This window comes from Pseudoflavonifractor sp. An184, from assembly GCF_002160305.1.
GTDB lineage: Bacteria > Bacillota > Clostridia > Oscillospirales > Oscillospiraceae > Lawsonibacter > Lawsonibacter pullicola.
The window spans coordinates 1-22,490 of sequence record NZ_NFKI01000024.1 but is presented as its reverse complement, the minus strand read 5'-3'; the positions used below and the strand labels follow the sequence as shown (position 1 = coordinate 22,490).

24 protein-coding genes and 5 tRNA genes are annotated in these 22,490 nt (G+C 51.6%); 24 read left to right on the top strand and 5 right to left on the bottom strand.

What is annotated here, in order from left to right:
- Positions 1-216: 216 nt before the first annotated feature.
- The 13 genes from B5F19_RS09435 (at position 217) to B5F19_RS09375 (ending at position 7,754) form a co-directional block, all read left to right on the top strand.
- Positions 217-1,551, top strand: a complete 1,335-nt coding sequence (locus tag B5F19_RS09435) for a hemolysin family protein (RefSeq protein WP_087289884.1) — start codon at positions 217-219, stop codon at positions 1,549-1,551.
- Positions 1,552-1,677: 126 nt separating this feature from the next.
- Positions 1,678-1,751, top strand: a tRNA-Gly gene (locus B5F19_RS09430).
- A gap of 3 nt (positions 1,752-1,754) precedes the next feature.
- Positions 1,755-1,831: transfer RNA gene (locus B5F19_RS09425), tRNA-Arg, on the top strand.
- A 50-nt stretch (positions 1,832-1,881) separates the two neighbouring features.
- A tRNA-His gene (locus tag B5F19_RS09420) sits at positions 1,882-1,958 on the top strand.
- Between the two features lie 59 nt (positions 1,959-2,017).
- Positions 2,018-2,092, top strand: a tRNA-Gln gene (locus tag B5F19_RS09415).
- 9 nt (positions 2,093-2,101) lie between these two features.
- Positions 2,102-2,177, top strand: a tRNA-Lys gene (locus B5F19_RS09410).
- A gap of 339 nt (positions 2,178-2,516) precedes the next feature.
- A complete protein-coding gene (locus B5F19_RS09405) occupies positions 2,517-3,191 on the top strand; it encodes a hypothetical protein (protein ID WP_204248316.1) in 675 nt (224 codons plus the stop codon).
- Between the two features lie 71 nt (positions 3,192-3,262).
- Positions 3,263-3,943 carry a hypothetical protein gene (locus tag B5F19_RS09400; protein WP_087289882.1) on the top strand — a complete coding sequence of 227 codons (681 nt, stop codon included), beginning with the start codon at positions 3,263-3,265 and terminating at the stop codon, positions 3,941-3,943.
- A 14-nt stretch (positions 3,944-3,957) separates the two neighbouring features.
- On the top strand, positions 3,958-4,680 hold the full coding sequence (locus tag B5F19_RS09395) for a hypothetical protein (protein WP_242972769.1): 723 nt from the start codon (positions 3,958-3,960) through the stop codon (positions 4,678-4,680).
- Between the two features lie 33 nt (positions 4,681-4,713).
- The gene (locus B5F19_RS09390; protein WP_087289880.1) at positions 4,714-4,971 is read left to right on the top strand and encodes a DUF6103 family protein; all 258 of its coding nucleotides are present in this window, start codon (positions 4,714-4,716) and stop codon (positions 4,969-4,971) included.
- The gene (locus B5F19_RS09385; protein ID WP_087289878.1) at positions 4,968-5,582 is read left to right on the top strand and encodes a hypothetical protein; all 615 of its coding nucleotides are present in this window, start codon (positions 4,968-4,970) and stop codon (positions 5,580-5,582) included. Before B5F19_RS09390 ends, B5F19_RS09385 begins: the two co-directional genes overlap by 4 nt.
- Complete coding sequence (locus B5F19_RS17485) at positions 5,579-6,562, top strand: hypothetical protein (RefSeq protein ID WP_162612555.1); 984 nt, start codon at positions 5,579-5,581, stop codon at positions 6,560-6,562. The genes B5F19_RS09385 and B5F19_RS17485 overlap by 4 nt, the downstream gene beginning before the upstream one ends.
- Before the next feature lie 187 nt (positions 6,563-6,749).
- Entirely contained in the window at positions 6,750-7,754 is a 1,005-nt protein-coding gene (locus tag B5F19_RS09375) for an AraC family transcriptional regulator (protein WP_087289876.1), read from the top strand.
- A gap of 46 nt (positions 7,755-7,800) precedes the next feature.
- Here B5F19_RS09375 and B5F19_RS09370 read toward each other — a convergent pair whose 3' ends face one another.
- Genes B5F19_RS09370 through B5F19_RS09360 form a run of 3 tightly spaced genes read right to left on the bottom strand, consistent with a single transcriptional unit; the run spans position 7,801 to position 10,657 of the window.
- Entirely contained in the window at positions 7,801-9,327 is a 1,527-nt protein-coding gene (locus tag B5F19_RS09370; protein ID WP_087289874.1) for an energy-coupling factor ABC transporter ATP-binding protein, read from the bottom strand.
- Positions 9,324-10,049, bottom strand: coding sequence for an energy-coupling factor transporter transmembrane component T (locus B5F19_RS09365; RefSeq protein ID WP_006572703.1), 726 nt, complete (start codon positions 10,047-10,049; stop codon positions 9,324-9,326). Before B5F19_RS09365 ends, B5F19_RS09370 begins: the two co-directional genes overlap by 4 nt.
- Complete coding sequence (locus B5F19_RS09360; protein ID WP_087289872.1) at positions 10,046-10,657, bottom strand: MptD family putative ECF transporter S component; 612 nt, start codon at positions 10,655-10,657, stop codon at positions 10,046-10,048. The genes B5F19_RS09365 and B5F19_RS09360 overlap by 4 nt, the downstream gene beginning before the upstream one ends.
- Positions 10,658-10,846: 189 nt before the next feature.
- Between B5F19_RS09360 and B5F19_RS09355 the strand changes: the two genes are divergently transcribed.
- Entirely contained in the window at positions 10,847-11,812 is a 966-nt protein-coding gene (locus B5F19_RS09355) for an AraC family transcriptional regulator (protein ID WP_087289870.1), read from the top strand.
- Here B5F19_RS09355 and B5F19_RS09350 read toward each other — a convergent pair.
- Positions 11,727-12,215 carry a glycosyltransferase family 2 protein gene (locus B5F19_RS09350; RefSeq protein ID WP_087289868.1) on the bottom strand — a complete coding sequence of 163 codons (489 nt, stop codon included), beginning with the start codon at positions 12,213-12,215 and terminating at the stop codon, positions 11,727-11,729. The two genes, B5F19_RS09355 and B5F19_RS09350, sit on opposite strands and share 86 nt — an antisense overlap.
- 639 nt (positions 12,216-12,854) lie before the next feature.
- Here B5F19_RS09350 and B5F19_RS09340 point away from each other — a divergent pair.
- The 10 genes from B5F19_RS09340 (at position 12,855) to B5F19_RS09295 (ending at position 21,995) form a co-directional block, all read left to right on the top strand.
- The gene (locus B5F19_RS09340; protein WP_087289864.1) at positions 12,855-13,313 is read left to right on the top strand and encodes a hypothetical protein; all 459 of its coding nucleotides are present in this window, start codon (positions 12,855-12,857) and stop codon (positions 13,311-13,313) included.
- Positions 13,314-14,009: 696 nt separating this feature from the next.
- Entirely contained in the window at positions 14,010-14,501 is a 492-nt protein-coding gene (locus B5F19_RS09335) for a sigma-70 family RNA polymerase sigma factor (RefSeq protein ID WP_087289862.1), read from the top strand.
- Positions 14,502-15,249: 748 nt separating this feature from the next.
- Entirely contained in the window at positions 15,250-16,563 is a 1,314-nt protein-coding gene (locus B5F19_RS09330; RefSeq protein ID WP_162612554.1) for a recombinase family protein, read from the top strand.
- A 17-nt stretch (positions 16,564-16,580) separates the two neighbouring features.
- Complete coding sequence (locus tag B5F19_RS09325) at positions 16,581-17,033, top strand: hypothetical protein (RefSeq protein ID WP_087289858.1); 453 nt, start codon at positions 16,581-16,583, stop codon at positions 17,031-17,033.
- Positions 17,034-17,249: 216 nt separating this feature from the next.
- Positions 17,250-17,459, top strand: coding sequence for a hypothetical protein (locus tag B5F19_RS09320; RefSeq protein ID WP_087289856.1), 210 nt, complete (start codon positions 17,250-17,252; stop codon positions 17,457-17,459).
- A complete protein-coding gene (locus B5F19_RS09315; RefSeq protein ID WP_087289854.1) occupies positions 17,443-18,045 on the top strand; it encodes an ATP-binding cassette domain-containing protein in 603 nt (200 codons plus the stop codon). Before B5F19_RS09320 ends, B5F19_RS09315 begins: the two co-directional genes overlap by 17 nt.
- Positions 18,046-18,220: 175 nt before the next feature.
- Positions 18,221-18,952: a hypothetical protein gene (locus B5F19_RS09310; RefSeq protein ID WP_087289852.1), complete on the top strand. Its 732-nt coding sequence runs from the start codon at positions 18,221-18,223 to the stop codon at positions 18,950-18,952.
- Positions 18,953-18,999: 47 nt separating this feature from the next.
- Positions 19,000-20,520, top strand: a complete 1,521-nt coding sequence (locus B5F19_RS09305; RefSeq protein WP_087289850.1) for a DNA methylase — start codon at positions 19,000-19,002, stop codon at positions 20,518-20,520.
- The gene (locus B5F19_RS09300; protein WP_087289848.1) at positions 20,517-20,939 is read left to right on the top strand and encodes a hypothetical protein; all 423 of its coding nucleotides are present in this window, start codon (positions 20,517-20,519) and stop codon (positions 20,937-20,939) included. Before B5F19_RS09305 ends, B5F19_RS09300 begins: the two co-directional genes overlap by 4 nt.
- Positions 20,940-20,972: 33 nt before the next feature.
- Positions 20,973-21,995, top strand: a complete 1,023-nt coding sequence (locus tag B5F19_RS09295) for a hypothetical protein (RefSeq protein WP_087289846.1) — start codon at positions 20,973-20,975, stop codon at positions 21,993-21,995.
- 266 nt (positions 21,996-22,261) lie between these two features.
- Here the strand turns inward: B5F19_RS09295 and B5F19_RS17690 are convergent.
- Positions 22,262-22,490: hypothetical protein (locus B5F19_RS17690; protein ID WP_204248315.1), on the bottom strand; the 229-nt coding region annotated here is incomplete at its 5' end.

Genomic DNA, 22,490 nt, shown 5'->3' with positions numbered 1-22,490 from the left:
GCGGCTGTAAAGTGCCGTGTGGAAGAAGGCGGGAAAGGTCCCGCCGCTTGAGAAGGAGACGCCTGTTTTATGGATTCCGACAGCGACGAAACGACTGCTGGAGACAATAGAACTGTTTTGAAAAAGCATAGTCTGCCCGACCGATCCGGCCGGGGCAGGCCGTGCTTTTTTGCGCTTTTTTTCAGGTAACGGATTTTATTAGGAGGAACGAGTACCGTGCAAACCATTGTGTTTCAGCTGCTGGTCCAGATCATTCTGATCTTGATCAATGCATTTTTCGCCGCGACGGAGATCGCGGTGATCTCGCTGAACGCCAATAAACTGCGAAAACTGGAAGAAGAGGGCGACAAGCTGGCGCCCAAACTGCTGCACATGGTGGAGGACAGCTCCGGCTTTTTATCCACCATCCAAATTGCCATCACTCTGTCGGGCTTCCTGGGCGCCGCCTTCGCCGGGGACGCCTTCGCCGAGTACTTAACCGCCTGGCTCCTGAGCCTGGGGGTGGGCATTCCCGCGTCGGTGCTGGACACCATCTCTCTGGTGGTGGTAACCATCATCCTGTCCTATTTCACCCTGGTATTCGGCGAGCTGGTCCCCAAGCGGATCGCCATGCAGAAGTCCATGGAGATGGCCCGGCTGTCCTGCCGCGTGGTCTCTGCCATCGCCACCATCGCCAAGCCGGTGGTAAAGCTGCTGTCCCTGTCCACCAATGGGGTGCTCCGCCTGCTGCGCATGCGGACCGATGTGGAGGAAGAGCAGGTCACAGAGGATGAGATCCGCATGATGATCGACCTGGGCAACGAGAGCGGCTCTATCAATGAGGACGAGAAGGAGTTGCTGCACAACGTGTTCGACTTCTCGGACCAGACCGTCAGCGATGTGATGACCCACGCGGCGGACGTGGAGTCCATCTCCGTGGACGCCACCCGGGAGGAGGTTCTGGACACCATCCGCTCCACCGGCCTGTCCCGCTTCCCGGTGTACGGGGAGGATGAGAGCGACATTCTGGGCGTGCTCAACACCCGGGACTTCCTGGTGGATTGGGTCTCCGACGGGACCAAATCTGTGCGGGATCTGATGCGCCCGGCCTATCTGGTGCCGGAGAGCCTGTCCGCCGACGATCTGCTGCGGGATATGCAGATCAAGAAGATCCATCTGGCCGTGGTGCTGGACGAGTACGGCGAGCTGGCCGGCGTCATCACGGTGGAGGACCTGCTGGAGGAGATCGTGGGCAACATCTACGACGAGTTCGACCCCGCCGAGCCCCAGGAGCTGGAGCAGCTGGGCGAAAACCTGTGGCGGGTGAGCGGCTCCCTCAGCGTGGAGGATCTGGCCGAGGAGCTGGATATGGAGCTGCCCGAGGACGAGGACTATGACACGGTGGGCGGCATGCTGCTCAGCTGCCTGCGCACCATCCCCGAGGACGGCAGCCGCCCCCTGGTCCAGGTCCACGGCCTGGAGCTCCAGGCGGAGAAGGTGGAGGACCACCGGATTCGCTCCGTCCTGGTCCGTAAGCTGCCCGACGATACTGAGGAGCAGGAGAGCGCCTGATAGGCTTTTCATGGCCGCCCCTATTTCAGGGGCGGCCAAAATAGAAAATGTGAAAAAAGGGATTGACAACTCCCTGTAAAATGTGGTATTATTTCATGGCTGACGTGAGAGGAACAAGCCATCCATGCGGGTGTAGTTCAATGGTAGAATCCCAGCCTTCCAAGCTGGTCGCGTGGGTTCGATTCCCATCACCCGCTCCATATGCGCCTGTAGCTCAGGTGGATAGAGCAACTGCCTTCTAAGCAGTGGGTCAGGGGTTCGAATCCCTTCAGGCGTGCCACTTTTTTCTGTGTGGCTGCCGCTGGTTTCCCTCATGGACAGTCAGATATGGTGGGTGTAGCTCAGTTGGTTAGAGCACCGGATTGTGGTTCCGGGTGTCGAGGGTTCGAGTCCCTTTACCCACCCCACACAAGGCGGAAGGGCCGGAGCTTCGGCTCCGGCCCTCGCCATTTTTCCCTTGCGAGATAGGGGTGTAGCCAAGTGGTAAGGCAAGGGACTTTGACTCCCTCACTCGCTGGTTCGAGTCCAGCCATCCCTGCCAATTTTTTATGACCCAGTAGCTCAGTTGGCAGAGCACCTGCCTTTTAAGCAGGGTGTCCGGAGTTCGAATCTCCGCTGGGTCACCATAAAATCAAAACGGTATAGATGCCACTGGCGAAAAGCCAGTGGCATCAACCGTTTCCGGGCTTTTTCAGCTCAAAAATTCACGGATGATTCCATAGATGCCAACCGCTGTTTCCCCCTAACTGGTGGGATTCGAACCCCCTTTTTTCGGTGATTGGCAAATCCGAAACCATGTGGCGCCCTTTTTGAAGCGGTTATTTTCAAAAAGGGCGCTATTTTTCTATCAATAGAATACACAAAGTTTGAGGCGTCAATTTGTTGGTCACGACGGGCCATCGAATTGGCGCCCTTTTTGTTTTCAGATAAATTCAAAAAGGGCACTGAATGTCAGGAGGTAGTAAATGAACCGAGAACAGTTTTTTCAGGAGCTTCGCACCGCTCTCCACCGTGAGGGGTTCACTCCGCAGCCGGAACAGGATGAATTGCTTCCTGTGGAGTGGGATGGTCTCCCCCTTTGCCGGATCACAGCGGACGGAGGCGTTCGCTACTGGCAAGAGGATGTAGCGACGCCGGAACGGGAACGAGCCTGTGAGCGAGCCACCGATCTGGCCTGCACCGTGCGGAAGTACATGACGCTGCTGGAACAGGCTCCGCTCCTGCAAGCCCAAAGTCTGACCGGTGACTACCGTCTGCTGGCTGACTTCAACGGAGCCGTGTTGGCTGCCCATCCCACCCGGCTTGGCGTCCAATTCGTCACATGGGACTGGAGCTTCGACCGCACAGGTCTCAATCAGGGCAATTACTTTCAGGAAAACTATGCAGGTGCCAAGCAGGACTTCGCCATCCGCGCCGGCCTCATTTCCAAACAGCAAATCTTCAAGCAGGAGCAGCTTATCGAAATCTACCGGTGCTGCTCTGACACCTTAGACGCTGGTTATGACTTGACTGCCGAGCAGGAAAAGTGCATCCGGGGCGTTCAGGAGCAGATTGCCATTGCAGCTCCCGATGCTCTGGAGCGCATAAGGGAGCAGGAGCAGCACCCCATGGAACCCTACAACCAGGAACCGATCATGTAATATTCAGGCGCCGGAGTTTTAGAAATAAGACTCCGGCGCTTTTTTGCTTTACTGAAAGGAGCACACCACCAATGACACGCTACTTCATGCAGGATACACCGCTGTGCCAGATGGAACAGCAGATGATGACCCCGCCCTATTTCAAGCCCAGAGGCCATGGCCGATACTATCCCGGTTTTCAATATAGCAGAGATGACATGGAGTGCCCATACTGCATGAACTTCAGACGCAATCATCCCTGCCCTTTGGAGCAGTGCGTCTGTCTGGATGAACGGATCGTGGCCGGTGCAATTGACCTCAACGAGTTTGTCAGGGATTGCTTCTTCCCTGAAGCGGGAGTGCAGCTTCAGGCCCGCTTAGAGAGGAGTTTCAATGGCTGCTCCATTGGATTTTTCCTGAGCGATAGTCATCGGGAGCGTTGGCAGCACTGGCGTGAGCGCTGTTTTCGAATGCCGAACCGTAACCTGGCCGCACTGTTTCTTCTCACGGCGTATGAGGATATCTGGCGCAGGATGATCTGGAAATTTGATGCCAGTGGGTTTGACTTTCAATCTGTCCAGCTCGCCGGCATCCAACCGGAGCTGTACAGTGTTTATCAGGCGGCCAAAGCCATCTCCACCGGCAGCCCCAATATCACTCTTGCCGATCTCGCATCCCCCGAATTGGTCACAGATGAGGCGTTCCACCTGATTGTCTGCGCTCTGCTTCTGGCCAAGTACGGAGATGCGATTTTGAATTTTGAAGGAAAGTAAGGTGATGCAATGTGATGATGGAAGCAGTTCTGAGCAACGCCGACCACCCGGAATACGGTGTTGCGACGATCCCTCTTCCCATTCCCAGAAATCAGTACGACCACTGCGTTTCGCTGTTGGAGGCACTGGAGATCGGCGATGCCTCTGAAGCCGACTGCCGCTTGGACTCGCTCGACAGTGCCTGGCCTGTGCTGAATCGGCTGGTATGCACCAAGGTCAACCTTGATGAGTTGGACTATCTGGCAAAGCGGCTGGACAGCTTTACTGTGGGCGAGTTTTCGCAATTTCAGGCGATGGCTGAAAAGCTGAATCTCACCAGCATGAAGGATCTCATCAACCTGACCTTCTGCTGCCAGCAGGCGACGGTGATCACGGACTTCACAAATTTGAAAGAGGTTGGCCGTGATCACTACATGAACATCCATGGCGGGTGTGCCAGCATGGAAGAACTGGAACAGCTGGACGGAGTGGAAACCGCTGTCCTGTTGATTGAGGACAATGAGGGGACTATCACCCGCTACGGAGTGGTCTATGACAACGGCATGCAGCTTTCACAGCTCTATGATGGAAAACACCTGCCCTGCTACCACTATGAGGCCGATATGACTGCTGTCGGGATATCCTCTCGGCAGGAACCGGAGAATAGCAAGAATGTCACCTGGGTCTATGAATACCAAAAAAGGTGTGGTAAAAACAAAGCTGGAGGGTCGGGGCTGGACACACTGGCTGCAGATTGAATACATCAACTACGACTGAGAAAGGAAGTGCCAATGAAGCAAGTGAACCTGACCATCACCTTCGACGAGGAGAAGCTCTCTGCGCTCAAACGCTATATGGGCAAGAAGGAGCTTGACCTGGACCGTGAGATGACGGATGCGCTGGTGAAGCTCTATGAAAAATATATGCCCGCCCCTGTGCGGGAGTATATCGATGAGAGCGATGTAAGCGCCGCCGCTCCGAGCAAGCCCCGGCGCAGCCCGAGAGCCGCCGCACCGAAGCCCGACCAGGAACCGGAGGTGATCCAGTGAACAAAGATGAGATCGTCATGGATTACAAGAAGGAGCTGAAGAAGCGGATCAGCGCCGACTATGAGCGCCGGGTCAAGCAGTGGATGGCGGCCGATCCCTCTCAGCTGATCGATGCCGCTGAGGAGATCACCGCCGCACGGTTGATCCGTGACAATATCGAGGACGCCATCAATGAGGAGGACGCCAGATTTCTGCTGGGGCTGGACGAGCCGCTGGATGAGCTGGCAGACCGCTGGATTGCGGAGAATGGTCTGGATGCCTCCCATGGTGAGGAGCTGCTCCACTGCGTCTGGACACTTCGGGAGGATCTGACTGATGACGCAGGCCCACGCACGGTTCGTGATTTCCTGGCCACCCATGTTGGCGGCGTCTTTTCCCTGATGACCCCGTGCGGCTTTTTGCCCCTGACCGCAGCCCAGGCGGAAGGACTGATGAGCGGCCAGAGTGCCGCGGCGCATCCCGGCGTGCCCGGCATCACGATGTCGCTCTCTGCCGACGATCTTCTTGGTCAGACGGTCAACAGCGCCAACTACGCAAACGGCGTGTGGTACCTCCTGACCGAGTACCCTGAGATGAAGCAGTGTGGGCCGGAAATGGGAGGAATGCAATGAGGGGCCGTGAGGTCACACTCTGGCTCGACGAGCGGTGGTACGACGCTCTGAGCAAACAACTGAAGGGGGAAACGCTGGAGGAGCATCTGGAGAATATCCTTGATGAAATGTGCAACCAGCTTCCTCAGCGGGAGTACGAGCGCATCAGCCATGAGCTCTGGGCAGAGCGGCAGGCGGAGAAGGAGGCTCGGGAGGCCGCACGGCGCTTCGCCGTCTTTCATGTCACGGAGAACGGCAGCTCCGATTATATTCTGGCCGAGGAAAAACTTGAGTTGCTCCCGACCGCCCGCCGTCTGCGCAGCTACATCCGCAAGCCACCCGACGAAGCGCCCCACCGCTTTGTCGAAACGCTGCTGCGCACCCAGCGGATCTCTCAGGAGGAGTTCAACCCCTATGTGTCGGAGCGGCTGGACAACACCGGCCGGGTGGTGGGTGCCTACCACATCGACCTCGACAGCGGCGATATGGGGGCCGTCAGCATCATGGATGGCTGGAAGCGGTTCAGAATCCGGGATGTGAGCACCGCCGCCTACTTCGCTATGAAGAAAGGCATCGCTGCGCCGGACGAAAGGTGGCGGATCTTCCTGGACCGGCTGGAGGAGAGGACGCTCAACCAGGAGCCGGAATCGGAATGCCTCTCCGGCAGTCGGCGGCTCTGCGCCGAGGACAACTCCTTCGCTGACGAGATCATTCAGAACGACAATCTGCTGGAGTTTTATATGGAGGTAGGCTCCCTTGTGAGACAGCACACCCGAAGTACCCAGCAGCACCAGTCTCCCCACGGTGCCCGCCGTGACCAGCAAAGCGCAGTCGGCGATAACTGCTTTGGTACAGGCGCCGGAGAGCACCGCATCCATCAGCCGGTAAATGCCGATATACGATGTGATGACCAGAATACCGCTGCCAAAGGCACACAAAACGGACAGGATCAGCCATTTCCGTTCCGGCCCGGCCCACTGCAGCAGCCGCATCACCGGTGATGGCCGTTTTTCTTTCATCGTCTGTTCCTCCTTCCCCCGGCTTGACGAGAGCGCCGGGAAGTGATATTTTAGCTAGCAGATACTAATCAACATCCATCCTACCGGCAAAACAGCGGTATCGCAAGGCTTTGGGCGCGGTTCCGGCTGATTGGGGTGGAGATATGGCTGATCGAGGTGGTGACAGGTTATGGCGGTAAATAAAGACTTGGAGCAGCAATATGGTCGGGCGATGGAGGAACACGGGTTTCTTCCAGATCCGGAGAACCGGCGTTACGGCTCCATGGGGCTGTGCTGGCGGCACACCTCCCAGCAGGGCGGCGGTTTTTTCTGGACCTACGGGCAGCAGGATCTCTATACCATCAAGATCCATGATTTCTTTTTCCATGAGGAGCAGCTGCTGGAGTTCCATTGGCCGGAGAGTCTCAGTGTCACCTGGTATGAATCCATTTCCGGGGAGGAGTTCTCCCCCTGTCGCCGTCTTGTTCCAGGCTGTGTCAAAAGTTTTATCGGAGGTCGGGAACCATACCGGGCGCTCATCCACAGGCAGATCCCCATCGTTTCCATTGGCGTGGAGATCACCCCGGCTTACTACCGGGATTATCTGCGCCGCCAGTTTCCCCAGGAGTATCAAAGCCTGCTGGAGTCTTTTCAAACGCTGGATCAGACAGAACACTTCCCAGAAATGGTGCAGCTCTTGAAACAGGTGCGCGACTACCGGGGGGAGGGGCTTCCCGCCCGTTTGTTTTATGATGGGAAGGTGGCGGAGGCGGTGGCGCTGGTGGCAGAGCGGCACCTGAAACGCAAGAACCGCCGTTCTGTCAGTGCGGAGGATATGGTACGGCTGGCCGATGTGGCAGCCTTCATCACGGCCCACTGTGCGGATGAACTGCCGCTGGAACGGCTCAGCCGTATTGGCTGCATGAGCATTTCCAAGCTGAAGGATGCCTTCCATGTCCGATATGGCTGCACGATTACCCAGTACATTCAGGGGCAGCGCACGGAGCAGGCTGGGCGGCTGCTGCGGGAAACTGACCTGCCGGTGAGTCAGGTGGCGGCCATTGTTGGGTATCAGAATCCCAGCCGTTTCGCGGAGATCTTCCGGCGAAACACCGGACGCTCCCCGGCGGAATACCGCAGAGCATGCTGGAGTTCCTTCACGGAGGTAAACGATATGGAAAGGAAAGATTCTTAATAGAACCCAAGAGGCCGCATGGGGAACATCCCGCCATGCGGCTTTTTCAATCGTCAGCAATCGGCAGAACAGAATCGGCTTTTCCTGTGTTCTGTCCTTCCGGCCTGCTTTCTGAAATGGAGAACAATTCTCTCAATGTAGGGAGAGTGTCCATGGTAACAGGCACATCGTCAGGCATTTCTCCTTCATCAAAGTGGAGGATGCGGGAACAGGTACGACTGACAAATTCAAAATCATGTGTGACAATAAAGATGACTTTTCCCATATCAGACAGCCGCCGGATCAGACCCGCAACCTGTGTCATGCTATCAAAATCCAGCCCGCTGGTCGGTTCGTCAAACACCAGCAGGTCTTTCCCACAAATCATGCTAACCGCTACCGCCACCCGCTGCTTTTGACCTCCGGACAGGGTATTGGGGTGGCGGTCTCTGAATGGGGCCAGGGCCAACTCTTCCAGTGTTGCGTCAACGAGCGTCTGTTTCGGATTGCGGATACCGAATGTACATTCTGACTCCACACTATCCGCAAAAAGCTCGTAGTTCACATCCTGCATGACCATATAGGAATGCCGCAGGCGATCTTTGTGATCCATGGACAGACCGTTCCAAAAGAATTGACCATCACAGGCCTTGTGAAGCCCGCACAAAGCACGGGAAAAGGTCGTTTTTCCGGCCCCATTGTGGCCAACGACGCCAATTACCTCTCCCTTTGCTGCTGTAAGGCTGATGTCGTGCAAAATGGTCCTCTTCTTATAGTGAAGGGCTACATTGTTAAGTTCCAAGATAGGATCTGAAACAGGCGCAAGGGAATGATTCTGCAGTGGGAGAACACGATGCAAATCGATCGCTCGAAGGCCCATTTGTTCCCGGGTATCCTCCGACAGCTGTCGAAATGCTTCCGGCGTAAAGACCTGCATGATTTTCCCGTGTTCCAAATACACAATCCGGTCCACCAGATCCATCAAATAGTATAACTTATGTTCTGCAATCAATATGGTTTTTCCCTGTGATTTGATCAGCCTGAGATGTTCTCCCAATTCTTGAATGGAACGCATATCCAAATTAGAGGACGGTTCATCCAAAAGATATATTTGAGGATTCATCGCATAGACCGAGGCAAACGCTATCTTTTGCTTTTCTCCACCGGATAACTCGAAAATGTTGCGATTACGGAGATTTTCAATGTGAAGTTCTGCCGATGTCCGATCCACGCGTTCTCTCAGCTGGCAAACTGGAAGTGCTTGATTTTCAATACCAAAAGCGATCTCGCTGTCTGTATCCACATTAAAAAACTGTGTCCTTGGGTTTTGAAACACCGATCCAACCTTTGCGGCAATCTGGTGCATAGGAAAATCACGGACTTCCTGACCATCCACCAGTACGCTGCCCGCCAGCTCTCCTGCGTAAAATTGTGGGATCAAGCCGTTTGCAAGCCTCGTGATGGTGGTCTTTCCGCAGCCGCTCCGACCACAGAACAGAACACATTCTCCGTCCTCTATGGTCAGGTTGATGTCATGCAGCCCGTCTCCTGTTTGTCCTTGATAAGTAAATGATACATGCTTTAGCTCGATCATCCCAGCATCCCCTTTCCATAAAGCCCGACAGCCAGTGCGCCTGCAAAGCAAAAGACTGCCGCAATATCCATCAACCCGATATGGATCTGCACCAGACAAGTTCGAGGCTTTGGGTTTTCAATGCCGCGGGTGATAGAAGCGATGGACAGTTCATCCGCCGCTTTGGATGCCGCCATCATCAACGGAACATAGATACACTCCACCGTTATTCCGGGATGTGTCAGGAACCCCTTAAGCGAGGGCGAGACGTCCCGCATCCGCATTGCGTCCTTGATAAACCGCCAATCCTCCTGAATGGTAGGGATATAACGCAGCATGACCGCCAAGGGGATTACCAGCTTTTGCGGGGCATGGATGCGATTCATCGCCGAGAGGAATTCGCTGACCTTTGTAGTGGAAATGACAATGCCAGACAGCATCCCGCAGGGATAGACCTTATGGAATAACCCTAAAAAAGCGATAAACATGGTGCGCCAAGTTCCGGTCATGGTATCCATGATCCAGATGGTGAGCAGAACGATCAGCGCATAGAACAGTACTCCCTTCCAGGCATACTTCCACTTTCCGAAGCAAATGCCGAGCAGCCCGATCAGCACCACAAGGCCCAGTTCGTAGAGTAAGGATGGAGCCATCATGGCAGAAAAGATACACAACAGAAGCAGTAATATCTTCGTTCTGGGGTCCAGCCACAGTCCGCGCGTGGATAACGCTCCGCCAATCATGCGGTGATCCCAGCCTTTTCAAACTGCTTTTTCAGCAGCTTTCCACCAATCCAACCACTGAACGCAGCAATCGCCAGCGTTCCGATAATGATGACAGCCAACAGCCAGGAGGGAGCAGACGCGCTCATTGTGTCAATATAGGACTGTTCCGTGCCGTTTTCCAGCATCGTGCTGGCCCAGCCTTGCGGATCAATAAAAAACACCACATAGGTGTAAACGCCGCCCAGCGACATCAGTATATAGGACAGCAGATTGACCGCCTTATTGCGGTAATCTCCCGCGCCAGCTACCAGATCGGCGATAATTCCCATTCCGATATAGCCTAAAGAAAAAGCCCAGTGCATTCCGGTAACGAACCAGATGATCCCCATAATGATACCAAGAATGGTGACGCTCCACCGCTTCTGCACCTTGGCGATCATCAGAAGATATACAGGGCCGCACAGCAATGCTGCACCCATCGGCATATAGAATGTCAAAACCGGGTTTGGTGCAAAGAAAATACCGCCGATCATGGTAAACACCAAGAAAATTGCGCTGAAAATGCCGGTTGTCACAAGATCCTTGATAGTGAGACTCTTTTTTGCGGGATTGATTTGATTGCTCATGTTGATCCTCCTATTTTGCAATGCGTTGACTTTATGAGATAGGTATGCTATCCTTTGGTTAGATATGGCTAACCGTTATATATAATTACACCATGCACAACCTACTTTCAATCGTTTGGAGCGAGGTTCGTCCTATCATTTCAAAAATTCGTCTAATCATTGCAAAACAAGGGAGGCGTATCTATTGTAATGACCGGTATCATTGAGCAATACTATGCGCCATTACTGAAAAAGCACGGTTTTGTACCGGAACCAGATAATGATCAGTATGGTCCTCTGGGGCTTTGCTGGAAGCTATCTCCGGAAGTTGGCGAAGGTTCCTATTGGACCTACGGGCAAAGGGATCTGTTCGACATCAAGATACACAACTTCTCTTTCAATAAGGATTTTATGCTGGAATTTGATCTCCCGGAATGTCTCAGTATTACCCGTTACGATTCCATCTCCGGTGAAGAGTTGTCTCCGTATCGCCGGTTGTCAGCCGGATGTATCAAGACCTATGTGGGCGGATACAAGCCATATCAAGTAATCGTCCACAAAAATATACCGGTTCGATCCATAGGCATCGAAATCACCCCCGCATATTATGAGGATTATTTGAAAAAACAGTATCCGGAAGAATATCGGAATCCCATCGAGGCTTTTCGGGAAATCGACCAAACAACAGATTTCCCGGAAATGTACCGGCTTCTATCAGAACTACAGAGCTACCGTGGAACCGGAATTGCAGCTAAACTCTATTATGAGAGCAAGGTAGCCGAGGCGCTCTCTCTGGTGGTTGAATATCAAAAAAAGCGTTCAGTTTCAGATCACAAACTGGTTTCTCAGGATTTGGAACGGATTCAAACCGTAGCGGCCTATTTGAGTGATCATTATGCTGGTGAAGTACCCATAGAACGTCTGGCACAAATCGCCTGCATGGGTACGACAAAACTCAAAAGCAGCTTCAAGAAGGTCTATGGCTGCACGATCACAGAGTATATACAGCAGCGCCGCATGAGTCAGGCAGAATATCTGCTGGCTCATACCGATCTGCAAATTGGTCAGATTGCTCAAACGATAGGATATTCTACATCCAGCCGGTTTGCGGAACTGTTTCGAAGAAGCACCGGCCTGCTCCCGCTGGAGTACAGGAAAATGGCAATACTTTTGTAACAATTATGCGCTGAATCCCATCTTGGCGGTGTCTACGATAACCAATTTGAAAATCATATTGTTTTCGGCTGTTCCAGAATTCCCAAAACTCTTGAGGAACTGTTTGTCCATCAGAATCTGTCTGAAAAATATAATCTGCTTTATGTTCTAATGCATATTCATATCCAAAGAATAGAGCGCTACCATGCCCGCCATTATCTTTTGTTAACACTTGCAATTGAGAAAGCTCATTTTGAAGGTCAGTGAGTATTTTGAGTGTACGATCTTTACTGCCATCATTAACGATAAGAAGTCTGCTGTTACAGCTGACTTGGCTAACAATTTCATGCCAAGCTCGAGCCACACCCTCAATAGTGGATTCCTCATTATATGCGGGCATGACAATATACAACTGATCAGACATAAAGCACTCCTCCTAAACTGTGTGTGTCTTTAAACCTTTTTTCTAAATGCGATTCCTCGGTTGATAAAAAATTGGATTGCTGCAACAAAAAATACGGAAAAAATTTTAACTAAAAGTGTATTTAGGCTCAAAATATTACCTAACCATAAGATTAATTGAGAAATTGAGAGCCCAAACAATCCAGTACCATAAAAAAGAAAAAATCGTTTTAATGTGTGATCAGTGGCCTTAAATGTAAGCCGACGATTTAAGAAAAAGCTGCATATAATCCCGAAACTTACACTTATTGCATTAGCCCAATATTGATTCCATAGAAGACATTTAAATAATCCTATAAATATAAACGTATCTATACCAGCAGAAAACATACCAATTATTGCGTATGATGTTGCTTGTCGTATGAAAGGAAAAATCATTGACGAAATAAGTGAATGCCTAGTGGCTTTCATAAAATTCACCTCTTTTATTAAAAGACAATATTTTTGCAAAAGCGCAACAAATTTTTTAGAAAAATCATGTCGAAATATTGATGAATTATGTGTTGCGTTTTGTAATTTTATATGTCTAATAAGATGAACTGGTTGTTAATGGCTGGCCGGCACATAAAACAAACAGAAAAAGCTTAAAGGAGTGTTGAAAATGAACAACGGATTTAAGCGTGTGGCTGGCGCCTTTTTGGCGTGTGTGATGGCCGTGTCGCTTGTCCCCGCGGCGTTGGCTGCTGAAGCAGCACCTGAGATTGATGGACAGGTTGTTGCTATGGATGCATCCCCTCGTCTGGGCGGTTCCACCACTACTCCTGTCCTTCCGCGCAATATGACGGGGGCTGATTCCATCGTTGTATGGAAGACCGGCGTTGCCGCTTCGGACGTTGGAGAAACTTTCCGCGCGAGAGTTACCAATTTTACGAACGGCATGTCTACGGTCAACGTTGCCATTCGGATCAACAATCAGTATGTGGCGGGGTCCTTTGGGATGCGCAGCGGCGACGATGTTGAGTTTGATGTTCCTGCGGGCACTGAGGGCAAGCTCGTCGAAATCTATATGAGCACCGATAGCAGCACTCCCGGTACCTGCCGCCTCACGGTAAGCCGTTGATACAATCAATAAAGCGGAAAAGCCAGACGGCCACGTCATTGTGGCCGTCTGGCTTTTTATACAAAGGGAATCCATCAAAAGTTCTGGTAGAAGTGCAACCTGGTGCCAATATTTTTCATTATGCTGGAGATATCTGGTCCGATTGGGGTATGAAAACAGTCTATATTATTCTGCTGCTTTTTCTGGTATTCTGCTAAAGAAGTGTAAAATACGCGTCTTCAAGCAGCTAATAAAAATGTTGATAGCGTATTGAACATTTCAGTTCCTTAAAATTCAGAATATTTTAATTTAATATGAGGCTTAACCCATAAAAGTATAATCACAAGTACCAGTAATTGAAGCAGAAAATATGTTGTTTCAAAAAAATAGACTATGAGTCACCTATACAGATATATGCGACGCTCCAGCCCGTAACTCCATAGGGGACGTCGCTCTGCTATATGGGTGACAAAAGGACATTGGAAGTGGGCTGCAAAAAAATCACCAATGCGGTGGGTACAAAATTGTAGCCATCTGCTTGTTTGCGGTCCGAAAATGCAAGAAGTTTATTGAATGGCAACTGCCAAACTGCCGCTCTCCTCCGACTTCTGAAATTTTATTTTCAAATTTCAGAAGAAACGGAGGCTATCTTGTGGCAAGACGGTATTTTAGAAAAAAGACCTGGCAGCTCAGGAATCGAATCCAGAATGGATTGAGATGAGCGGCCAGGAATTCTATCAGTTTATTACTTCCCCCGCAGGCCGGGGGTGTTTTTTTATTGATATGGAAGACGTTGTGATTGAGGCCCCAAAGGAAGTTTATGAGGAATGGCGTAGAGAGCAGTCTTGGAAGAATTATCATCAGAATCAGGCGTCACAAATTGGAGTCAAGATTTTGCCTCTGAACAGCGATGAGATTTCAGAAAGGGGAAGGGGAGAGGATGTGATTTCAGACGAGACAGTCCATGTAGAAGAAGATGCAATTCTGTCCTCGGAAATCCATGATCTTCACGCTGCATTATCCCAACTGGACCCCGCCAGCTATCAGATTATCTACTCTTACTATTTAGCGGAAGAGCATAAAACGGAAAGCCAGATAGCGGAGAAACTTGAGGTTTCGCAATCTGCGGTACATAAGCAGAAAAAGAAAATACTGAAAAATTTAAAAAAGTGGTTATTAAATCATCCGAAATTCTGCAATAGAAAGTGAGGGCCGAAAAATGTTCTGCCGCTCGACGGTACTTTGAAAACTGAATATCCGGCAACGGGATACGTTAGTTGACGGGCCCCGAGGAGGGGACAGCGAAGCCGAAAATGCGCCAAGACCTGCCTGTGGAGCAAAGCTCCATAAAAAGACGGCTAAATAAGGCGGCGAGCGTGAATCCATTTTCGGCGTTCGAGTCTGGCAACTCGAAGCGCGACGACCCCGTCAACCTATCATGATACTCCTGCCCAGCCACAGCCCTGAGTGAAATCGGGATCAAGCAATGGGGGCAGCTCGGAGAGATCCTCGGAGGGGTGAGATTCCCGTGACGTGCGCCAGCACGGTCCGTCAGTTGCCGCCCAGGGCTCGGGAAGTAGTGTCAAATAGAGCCGGCAGAATCAACAAGATGACGGCAAGATATGTTCCGCATCTGGCTATTTTAGAATAGAAACGTAACTGATTTGCGGAGCTGTCTTGTGTCAACGGAACGAGAGGGGCGGAGGGATCATACTTTCCGCCCCTCTCACACATACTCAAGAAAAGAAAATATCAACTACTTAGGAATGGTAAATCTGCTCCGGTCGCACCAGGCCGCCGGCCTGGTGAGCCGGAAGGAGGCCCGAAAGATTGCTGCTCGTCTCAATGCGGAGACTGGCGCGGACGTCATTGTTTCTCTTTGATTTTTGTGTCCTTTGGATATAGATATTTTAAACGGTTTCTGGTATTGTGTGTTGCAAAAAGAGGTGAAAGTATTGTGAAGCAGCAGGAGCAGAAAAAGATAAACGGCTCCCTGGCCCTAAAAAGTCCCTGCATTGTGGTGATTCCGGCCAACGCCCCGGAGCAGACCAGAAAGCTCCGGGTAGCCGCATACGCCCGAGTGAGTTCTAACTCAGAGGATCAGCTGAACTCTTACGCAGCTCAGAATGCTCACTACACGGAACTCATCACCAGCAATCCGGAGTGGGAATTTGTGGACATCTATGCGGATAAGGGGATCACAGGTACCTCCGCCGAGAAACGAGAAGATTTCCAGCGGCTCCTGGCGGACTGTCGGCGGGGGCGGATCGATAAAATACTAGTTAAATCTTCCTCTCGATTTGCAAGGAATGCAAAGGAGTGCCTGGAGACGATTCGAGAATTGAAAGCCCTGAACATTGGTATCTGCTTTGAAGAACAAAATATCGACACGGCGGAGCTTTCCGGGGAACTGCTGACGGCTATCTTTGCCATGATGGATCAGAAGGAGAGCGAATCCATTTCGCAGAACATGCGGTGGAGCTACCAAATTCGGATGAGGCGAGGAACGTTTGTTCCTGCTACCATGCCATACGGCTATACAAAAAAAGAGCGGCCTTATGTAGTGGTGGAGCAGGAGGCAAACGTTGTAAAAAAATTTTTCTCTGACTACCTTATGGGAATTGGCATTGCTGAGATCGCAGCAAATCTCAATAAATGTAATACCACGGATAGTTTGCCGACACATCAGAGGTGGACTCCACATGCAGTTTCACGAATTCTTAAAAATGAGAAATATGCAGGAAATTCATTATGGCAAAAAACATATCATACAAAAGGGTTTCCTACAAAACAGAAAAATAATCACGGAGAAGTGACGCAATATTACTTAAAAAGTACACCTGTGCCCATCATAGCACCCGAGATATTTGAGACGGTTCAAACTCTACTGAAAAGAAGAGGGGAGGAATATTTCCCCGGTAGAGAACAGGATTCTCCATTGAATCGAAACATAGTATGCGGAATTTGTGGCACCATTTTCAGGAAAAAGAGGGTGCGAGGAAACATGTATTGGGTGTGCAGAGTACACGAGCGTAATAAAGAGAGATGCGAAATGCGACCTCTTTGTGAAATTGACATCAAGGAAGCATTTCTTCGTATATACCACAAATTACAGTGTGGGAAATCTGTTCTAGATAAAATGACTGCCGATCTCCAGGCTGCCCAAAATGGTAAGATGCTCTGGAGTGCAGATATCGTGGAACTCAACAATCAAATCGCAGACATCACCCGTCAGGATCGCTTACTGACCCAGTTGAAACATCAGGGGTAAGTGGATCCTGACATTTGATGCGCGGTCAGCTCTATGAAATCATGGGAAAGACCTTCTTCACTATGGGCGGGGCCAAGAGCCACGATGTGGAGGACGGCATCCTGGATCCAGCAGATCCGAACTTCCGCGCCCAGCAGAACGCCCTGAAGCGCAGTGGCAGGAACAGGTTCCGGGTACTAGGCCAATCCTGGTGGCCGGAGGAGCTGCCCTCCGATGAAGAATACTATACCGCATTGAAAACATTGGAGCGAACAAATTGGCAGGTGGACTATGTGATCACCCACTGTGCCTCCACCAGCATCGCCCTGTCTATGGACCGTCACAACGAGGCAGACCATCTCACGGAATTTCTGGAGATGGTAGACCGGCGACTGGAATACGAATACTGGTTCTTTGGACACTTCCATGACAACCGCTCGGTGGACCAGAAACACATCCTGCTCTGGGAGCAGATCGTACAGATCTTGTGAGAAAGGTCAGAGAGGAAAAGACAGCCCAAGGGCTGACTTTTCCTCTCTGGTTCTTCACGAGAGAAAATACCTCAGAACAAAATATATTATTTTATACCGCTTGCTGGCATTGGAAAGCGTTCGCACTGGACATTATCCAGAGAAGAGGCTATAATGATTTTGTGAACTTACTCAACCACTGAAAGTATGCCTGTTTTTATGGAGGTGAACTTTACGATGGTAGAAAATAAATTGCCGGATGACAGCATCGTCGTCCAGTATGCAAGACAGGCTGTCGCAGCAGATTTGAAAAAGAAAAAGCTCCTCAAGCAGCCGATTGCTAAATTTGATCCCAAAACAGGGAAAGTCTATATGGTTCACAGCGACGGCACCAGTGAGGTAGTCGGCGAGGCCAGAAAGGGACGATACAGTGAACGAAACCCTTAAAAAACCGGAGGTTGTTGTTTTCGCAGGTCCCAATGGCTCAGGGAAAAGTACCATCACAGATTTACTTCGTCCGACTGGAATGTCATATATCAATGCGGATGAAATTCAACGTGTGCTCGGATGTGAAAATATTGAAGCGGCTCAACTAGCGGAGGAACGTCGAGAACTTCATTTAAAAAAGCATGAGAGCTTCTGTTTTGAGACTGTTTTATCTACTCCGCGCAATTTGAACTTGTTAAGACGTGCAAAGCAAGAAGACTTCTTTATTCGCTGTTACTATGTTCTCACTGCAGATGCCCAAATCAATGTAGCGCGGGTTGCTTCCAGAGTATCAGCTGGCGGCCATGATGTGCCCGTTGAAAAAATTATTTCCAGATATGACAGAGCGCTTGATTTAGTAAAAGAGCTGGTCCCCGTCTGTGATGTGTGTCACATCTATGATAACTCGTTGACCGCTCCCTACCGTATTTTTAAGAAGCGCAAGGATCAATTTTGGTATTGTCCAGAACCTGGAATATGGCTGAAGAAAGACATCGTTGCCTTGACTGGGATTAAAAGTGCTGTCCGAGGCGCACTAAATAAATAACGGATTTTCAATCACCAGCTTTTCGGTATAGGCAAGCTGGTGATTTGTTTTAAGTATGCAGAGTGCCGTCTAGAAGGCATAGAGATCAGAAATTAGTAGATGTCACCGAACAAATGTGCTATAATGTAACTTGTTAGAAGCAAAAATATGTTTCGTATCAAGAAAGGACTGCGCTATGGCCATGGAAAACGGCGAATGGATCATGCGGGGCATGGACTGGGACAATCCTGCCCGCATCCGGAGCTGGGAGGAGCTTATCCGCTGGATCGATGAGATCGGCTTTCTGCCCCTGTTCCCAAACGAGATAGACGGCTTCTCCGTGGAGGAAAACACCGCGGCTCTCGCTTGGTGGACCGGAGACCCGGACCAGGACCCCTGGGAGTGGCGCGCACTCATTGCCCGCAGCGGCCGGGTGGCATACGGCAAGTTTTTCGGCAAACGGGCCGGTTTCATCTCCAAAGCCTGGTTTCCACACTTCGCCAACTGGCGTCGGGACGGCTATGACTTCGACAGCCGGTGGGAGGACGAGCGGGCCACCATGCGTCAGAAGCGGATCATGGACCGTTTCCTGGAGCAGGAGGAGTGGTTTTCTTCCGATTTGAAGCGGCAGGCCGGATTCGGAAAAGGCGGAGAGAAAAATTTTGAGGGCACGGTCACAGACCTCCAGATGGGAGGCTATCTGCTCATCCGGGACTTCCGCCAGCGGATCAATAAGAAGAGCGTGCCCTATGGCTGGCCCATCTCCGTCTACACTACCCCGGAGGCCTTGTGGGGATACGACCACATCGCCTCCGCCTACTCCGTGGCCCCAGGGGAGTCCAAAGCGCCGGTCTATGAGCAGATACAAAAGAACTTTCCGGAGGCTGCGCCGGAGACGCTGGACGCCGTGCTGGGATGGCCCCAATAACAGGACTGCATCCGTGATATACTAAAATCAAGGGGGGTGAGGGAAACATGAAGGAGCGGACCTATGTCTGCTGTGACCTGAAATCGTTTTACGCCAGTGTGGAATGCGTGGAGCGGGGTCTGGACCCCATGACCACCAATCTGGTTGTGGCGGACAAACGCCGCACGGGCAAGACCATCTGCCTGGCCGTCTCCCCCTCCCTGAAAGCATATGGAATCGCAGGCCGAGCCCGGCTCTTTGAGGTGGTGCAGAAGGTGGCAGAGGTGAACACCCGGCGGAAGTGGAATGCCCCCGGCCATCAGCTCACCGGCTCCTCCTGGCACGATCCGGAGGTGCAGAAGGATCCCGCTCTGGCCCTGGACTATATCGTGGCCCCGCCCCGGATGGCCCACTATATCGACTGGAGCACCAAGATCTACAGTGTCTATTTGAAATATGTGGCACCGGAGGATATCTACCCCTACTCCATCGACGAGGTGTTCATGGACCTGACCAACTACCTGGACACCTATCAGATGACCGCCCGGGAGCTGACCCGGACCATCATCCTGGACATTTTGAAAACCACTGGCATCACCGCCGCGGCGGGCATGGGTACCAATCTGTTCCTGGCCAAGGTGGCCATGGATATCGTGGCCAAGCACGTCCACCCGGACAAGGACGGGGTGCGCATCGCCAAGCTGAATGAAATGACCTACCGGCGGCTGCTCCGGGACCACCGGCCCCTCACCGACTTCTGGCGGGTGGGCAAGGGCTACGCGAGCAAACTGGAGGCCCATGGGATGTACACCATGGGGGACGTGGCCCGGTGCTCCATCGGGACACCCGGAGAATACCACAATGAGGAGCTGCTCTATAAACTGTTTGGCATCAACGCGGAAATTTTGATCGACCACGCCTGGGGCTGGGAACCCTGCACTATCGCGGACGCGAAGGCGTACAAGCCGGAGAACAAGAGCATCGTCTCTGGCCAGGTGCTCCAGTGCCCGTACGACTTTCAGAAAGCCCGCCTAGTGGCGCGGGAGATGGCGGACGCCCTGGCCCTGGACCTGGTGGACAAGGGGCTGGTGACCAATCAGCTGGTCCTCACCGTGGGCTATGACCGGGAAAACCTGGACGATCCCAGCCGCGCTACCCGGTACAAGGGCCCTGTCACCGCCGACCGATATGGGCGGAAGATCCCCAAGCACGCGGTGGGGACAGAGAATTTTTCCTACACCTCCTCCGCCAATGATCTGCTGAAAGCTGTAACGGCCCTCTATGACCGCATTGTAGACAAAAACCTGCTGATCCGCCGCCTGAGCATCAGCGCCAACAAGCTGCTGGACGAGGCCAGTGCCTCTAAGGAGGAGCCGGCGGAGCAGCTGGACCTATTTACCGACTACGCCGCCAAGGAGCAGCAGGAGCAGGCAGATAAAGCCGCCCACGCCAGAGAGCGGAAGCTCCAGGAGGCCATGCTGGGGATCAAAAAGCGGTATGGTAAGAACGCCATCCTCAAGGGGATGAATCTGGAGGAGGGCGCCACAGCCCGGGAGCGGAATCAGACGATTGGAGGGCATCAGGCATGAGCGGGAAGTATGACGATATGCTCCATCTGCCCCATCCCACCTCGGCCCGGCACCCGCGAATGCCTATTGCAGAGCGGGCCGCCATCTTCAGCCCCTTCGCCGCTCTCAGCGGCCACGCAGGGGCTATCGCGGAGACCGCCCGGCTGACGGACCAGAAGATGGAGCTGGACGAGGACACCAAGGCGGAGCTGGACCGGCGACAGGCGGTTCTGCTGGAGCACATCGCGGAGCAACCAGAGGTCACGGTTACCTGGTTCCAGCCGGATGAGCGGAAGGACGGCGGGGCCTATTTCACTACTACCGGGCGGCTAAAAAAGATTAATGAGATGAATCGGGTCCTGATTTTGCTGGATGGTACGAGTATTCCTCTGGAGGACGTGGCTGACCTGGAAAGCAACTGCTTTCAAAACTTGTTTTAAAAAACTTTTTTGCGTGACTAGGAGGGAACGCATATGGCCCCCGTCATTCTTTGGATCACCTTTATTGTTTTTCTTGTTTTAGCCACACTGCACTTTCTGCCCCAATTGGTGTGCTGGATCAACGGCGGAGCATTATTTTCCCCCGATGTCATGGTCAATTTGTATGTCGCTGCTTTTAACTTGGAAGCTGCACTACTCATTGCACTACTAATCTACTCCCTCCAAGTTTCTTCGGAACGCCGGGATCATAAAGCTCGGAGCCGAAATGCAAAGCGTATCCTACTAACTGAACTGGAATCTGGCCTAGAGTACATTGTCCGCCAACCCAAAGCAGGAAACACCGCCGGCATCAGCAGCCTTCTCTCCGATTTACTGATTGCTTATCTTCCGGACATTCAAAAGGATCTTCTACCAAATCAGCTGCATCATTTGATTAAAATCACTGATATCCTAATCACAATGGCCCATCAAGCCGTGGAGCAGGATAGTGGTGAGGCGGCTGACTACCTTCAAAGTCATCTGTGTTTCCTGGTTCGGGAAGCATTTCTTCCTGCTATGGGTAGCCCCTTTTCAGATGTGTTCTTCCGGATCGGCGATTTCCGCACAGCATTGAACGAGGAGACCCAGACGGTCCTGACTACGTTGGCATCCAAGGAAACATCTCTTCCGCCGGTGGATGGGGAACGGCTTCTGGACACAAAGGGAAATCCTCTCGTAGAAGTCATGGATAACGGCCGAACCCGGATCTGGGATGAAAAAGGAATGTTGCTGTGTGATGCTGTTTTGAACGATAACAACGTCGATCTGTCGGGTTGGAAGAGGGGTGGGCTCGACTGCCAGACTACGAGGGAGAGTATCAAAATGGCCTGCGAAATGGGCATGGGTGCAGTTACTCCTCGCTCCATCACCATAAACTGTTTGATGGGATCTGGCAGACAGGCAAACCCCAGGTGGGAACTTGGTTTGACATCGTGGTTCAACGCACTGGCGAGGATACATATGAGAAGCTGTTTCCTTACTGGAAAGATCATAGTCTTACCGAGTCTGCCATTATGAACCTGTTTTCTGGCGAGTGGGATGAGGAAGGCGTTATCCAGCTTGATAAATGAACTGTTTGTGGTTGATGTTCAAAGGAACGAAGATAGAATTGATGTGGTAAACCTTCGTCCGCTGGAGCAATTTATAGAACAATGGGATCCTGGACACTGTCAAGTTGTGTTGGATCAACTCCGGGATTGGTCAGGGACAACAATTGATAAGCAATAAAACGGCTCACAGTAAAATTTACTTTTATAGCTTCAAAATCTTGCTGAAGAATAATTTCATCCAGAAACTGTTGCAGTCAAAATATAAACACTCTCGCATTGTTGTAATGCGCTTTCCTTTTTGATTGATACAGAAATCAGGCAAAGAGCACCAGGAAGGAGAAACCCATGAACATCCGTAAGCGTAAAAACAGTCGGCGACTTGTCAGGGTAAAATGCCTTTGCCAAACTATAAGAGTCTGAGGAAGTGCATGGTAGTACAAGGTAGTACCAGAGAGTATCCAAG

What these genes read in the sequence shown, in the direction of transcription:
- B5F19_RS09405 (WP_204248316.1), top strand. Translation starts at nt 2,517, where the DNA reads ATGAACCGAGAACAGTTTTTTCAGGAGCTTCGCACCGCTCTCCACCGT.
- B5F19_RS09400 (WP_087289882.1), top strand. Translation starts at nt 3,263, where the DNA reads ATGACACGCTACTTCATGCAGGATACACCGCTGTGCCAGATGGAACAG.
- B5F19_RS09395 (WP_242972769.1), top strand. Translation starts at nt 3,958, where the DNA reads ATGATGGAAGCAGTTCTGAGCAACGCCGACCACCCGGAATACGGTGTT.
- B5F19_RS09390 (WP_087289880.1), top strand. Translation starts at nt 4,714, where the DNA reads ATGAAGCAAGTGAACCTGACCATCACCTTCGACGAGGAGAAGCTCTCT.
- B5F19_RS17485 (WP_162612555.1), top strand. Translation starts at nt 5,579, where the DNA reads ATGAGGGGCCGTGAGGTCACACTCTGGCTCGACGAGCGGTGGTACGAC.
- B5F19_RS09375 (WP_087289876.1), top strand. Translation starts at nt 6,750, where the DNA reads ATGGCGGTAAATAAAGACTTGGAGCAGCAATATGGTCGGGCGATGGAG.
- B5F19_RS09370 (WP_087289874.1), bottom strand. Translation starts at nt 9,327, where the DNA reads ATGATCGAGCTAAAGCATGTATCATTTACTTATCAAGGACAAACAGGA.
- B5F19_RS09365 (WP_006572703.1), bottom strand. Translation starts at nt 10,049, where the DNA reads ATGATTGGCGGAGCGTTATCCACGCGCGGACTGTGGCTGGACCCCAGA.
- B5F19_RS09360 (WP_087289872.1), bottom strand. Translation starts at nt 10,657, where the DNA reads ATGAGCAATCAAATCAATCCCGCAAAAAAGAGTCTCACTATCAAGGAT.
- B5F19_RS09355 (WP_087289870.1), top strand. Translation starts at nt 10,847, where the DNA reads ATGACCGGTATCATTGAGCAATACTATGCGCCATTACTGAAAAAGCAC.
- B5F19_RS09350 (WP_087289868.1), bottom strand. Translation starts at nt 12,215, where the DNA reads ATGTCTGATCAGTTGTATATTGTCATGCCCGCATATAATGAGGAATCC.
- B5F19_RS09340 (WP_087289864.1), top strand. Translation starts at nt 12,855, where the DNA reads ATGAACAACGGATTTAAGCGTGTGGCTGGCGCCTTTTTGGCGTGTGTG.
- B5F19_RS09335 (WP_087289862.1), top strand. Translation starts at nt 14,010, where the DNA reads ATGAGCGGCCAGGAATTCTATCAGTTTATTACTTCCCCCGCAGGCCGG.
- B5F19_RS09325 (WP_087289858.1), top strand. Translation starts at nt 16,581, where the DNA reads ATGCGCGGTCAGCTCTATGAAATCATGGGAAAGACCTTCTTCACTATG.
- B5F19_RS09320 (WP_087289856.1), top strand. Translation starts at nt 17,250, where the DNA reads ATGGTAGAAAATAAATTGCCGGATGACAGCATCGTCGTCCAGTATGCA.
- B5F19_RS09310 (WP_087289852.1), top strand. Translation starts at nt 18,221, where the DNA reads ATGGCCATGGAAAACGGCGAATGGATCATGCGGGGCATGGACTGGGAC.
- B5F19_RS09305 (WP_087289850.1), top strand. Translation starts at nt 19,000, where the DNA reads ATGAAGGAGCGGACCTATGTCTGCTGTGACCTGAAATCGTTTTACGCC.
- B5F19_RS09300 (WP_087289848.1), top strand. Translation starts at nt 20,517, where the DNA reads ATGAGCGGGAAGTATGACGATATGCTCCATCTGCCCCATCCCACCTCG.
- B5F19_RS09295 (WP_087289846.1), top strand. Translation starts at nt 20,973, where the DNA reads ATGGCCCCCGTCATTCTTTGGATCACCTTTATTGTTTTTCTTGTTTTA.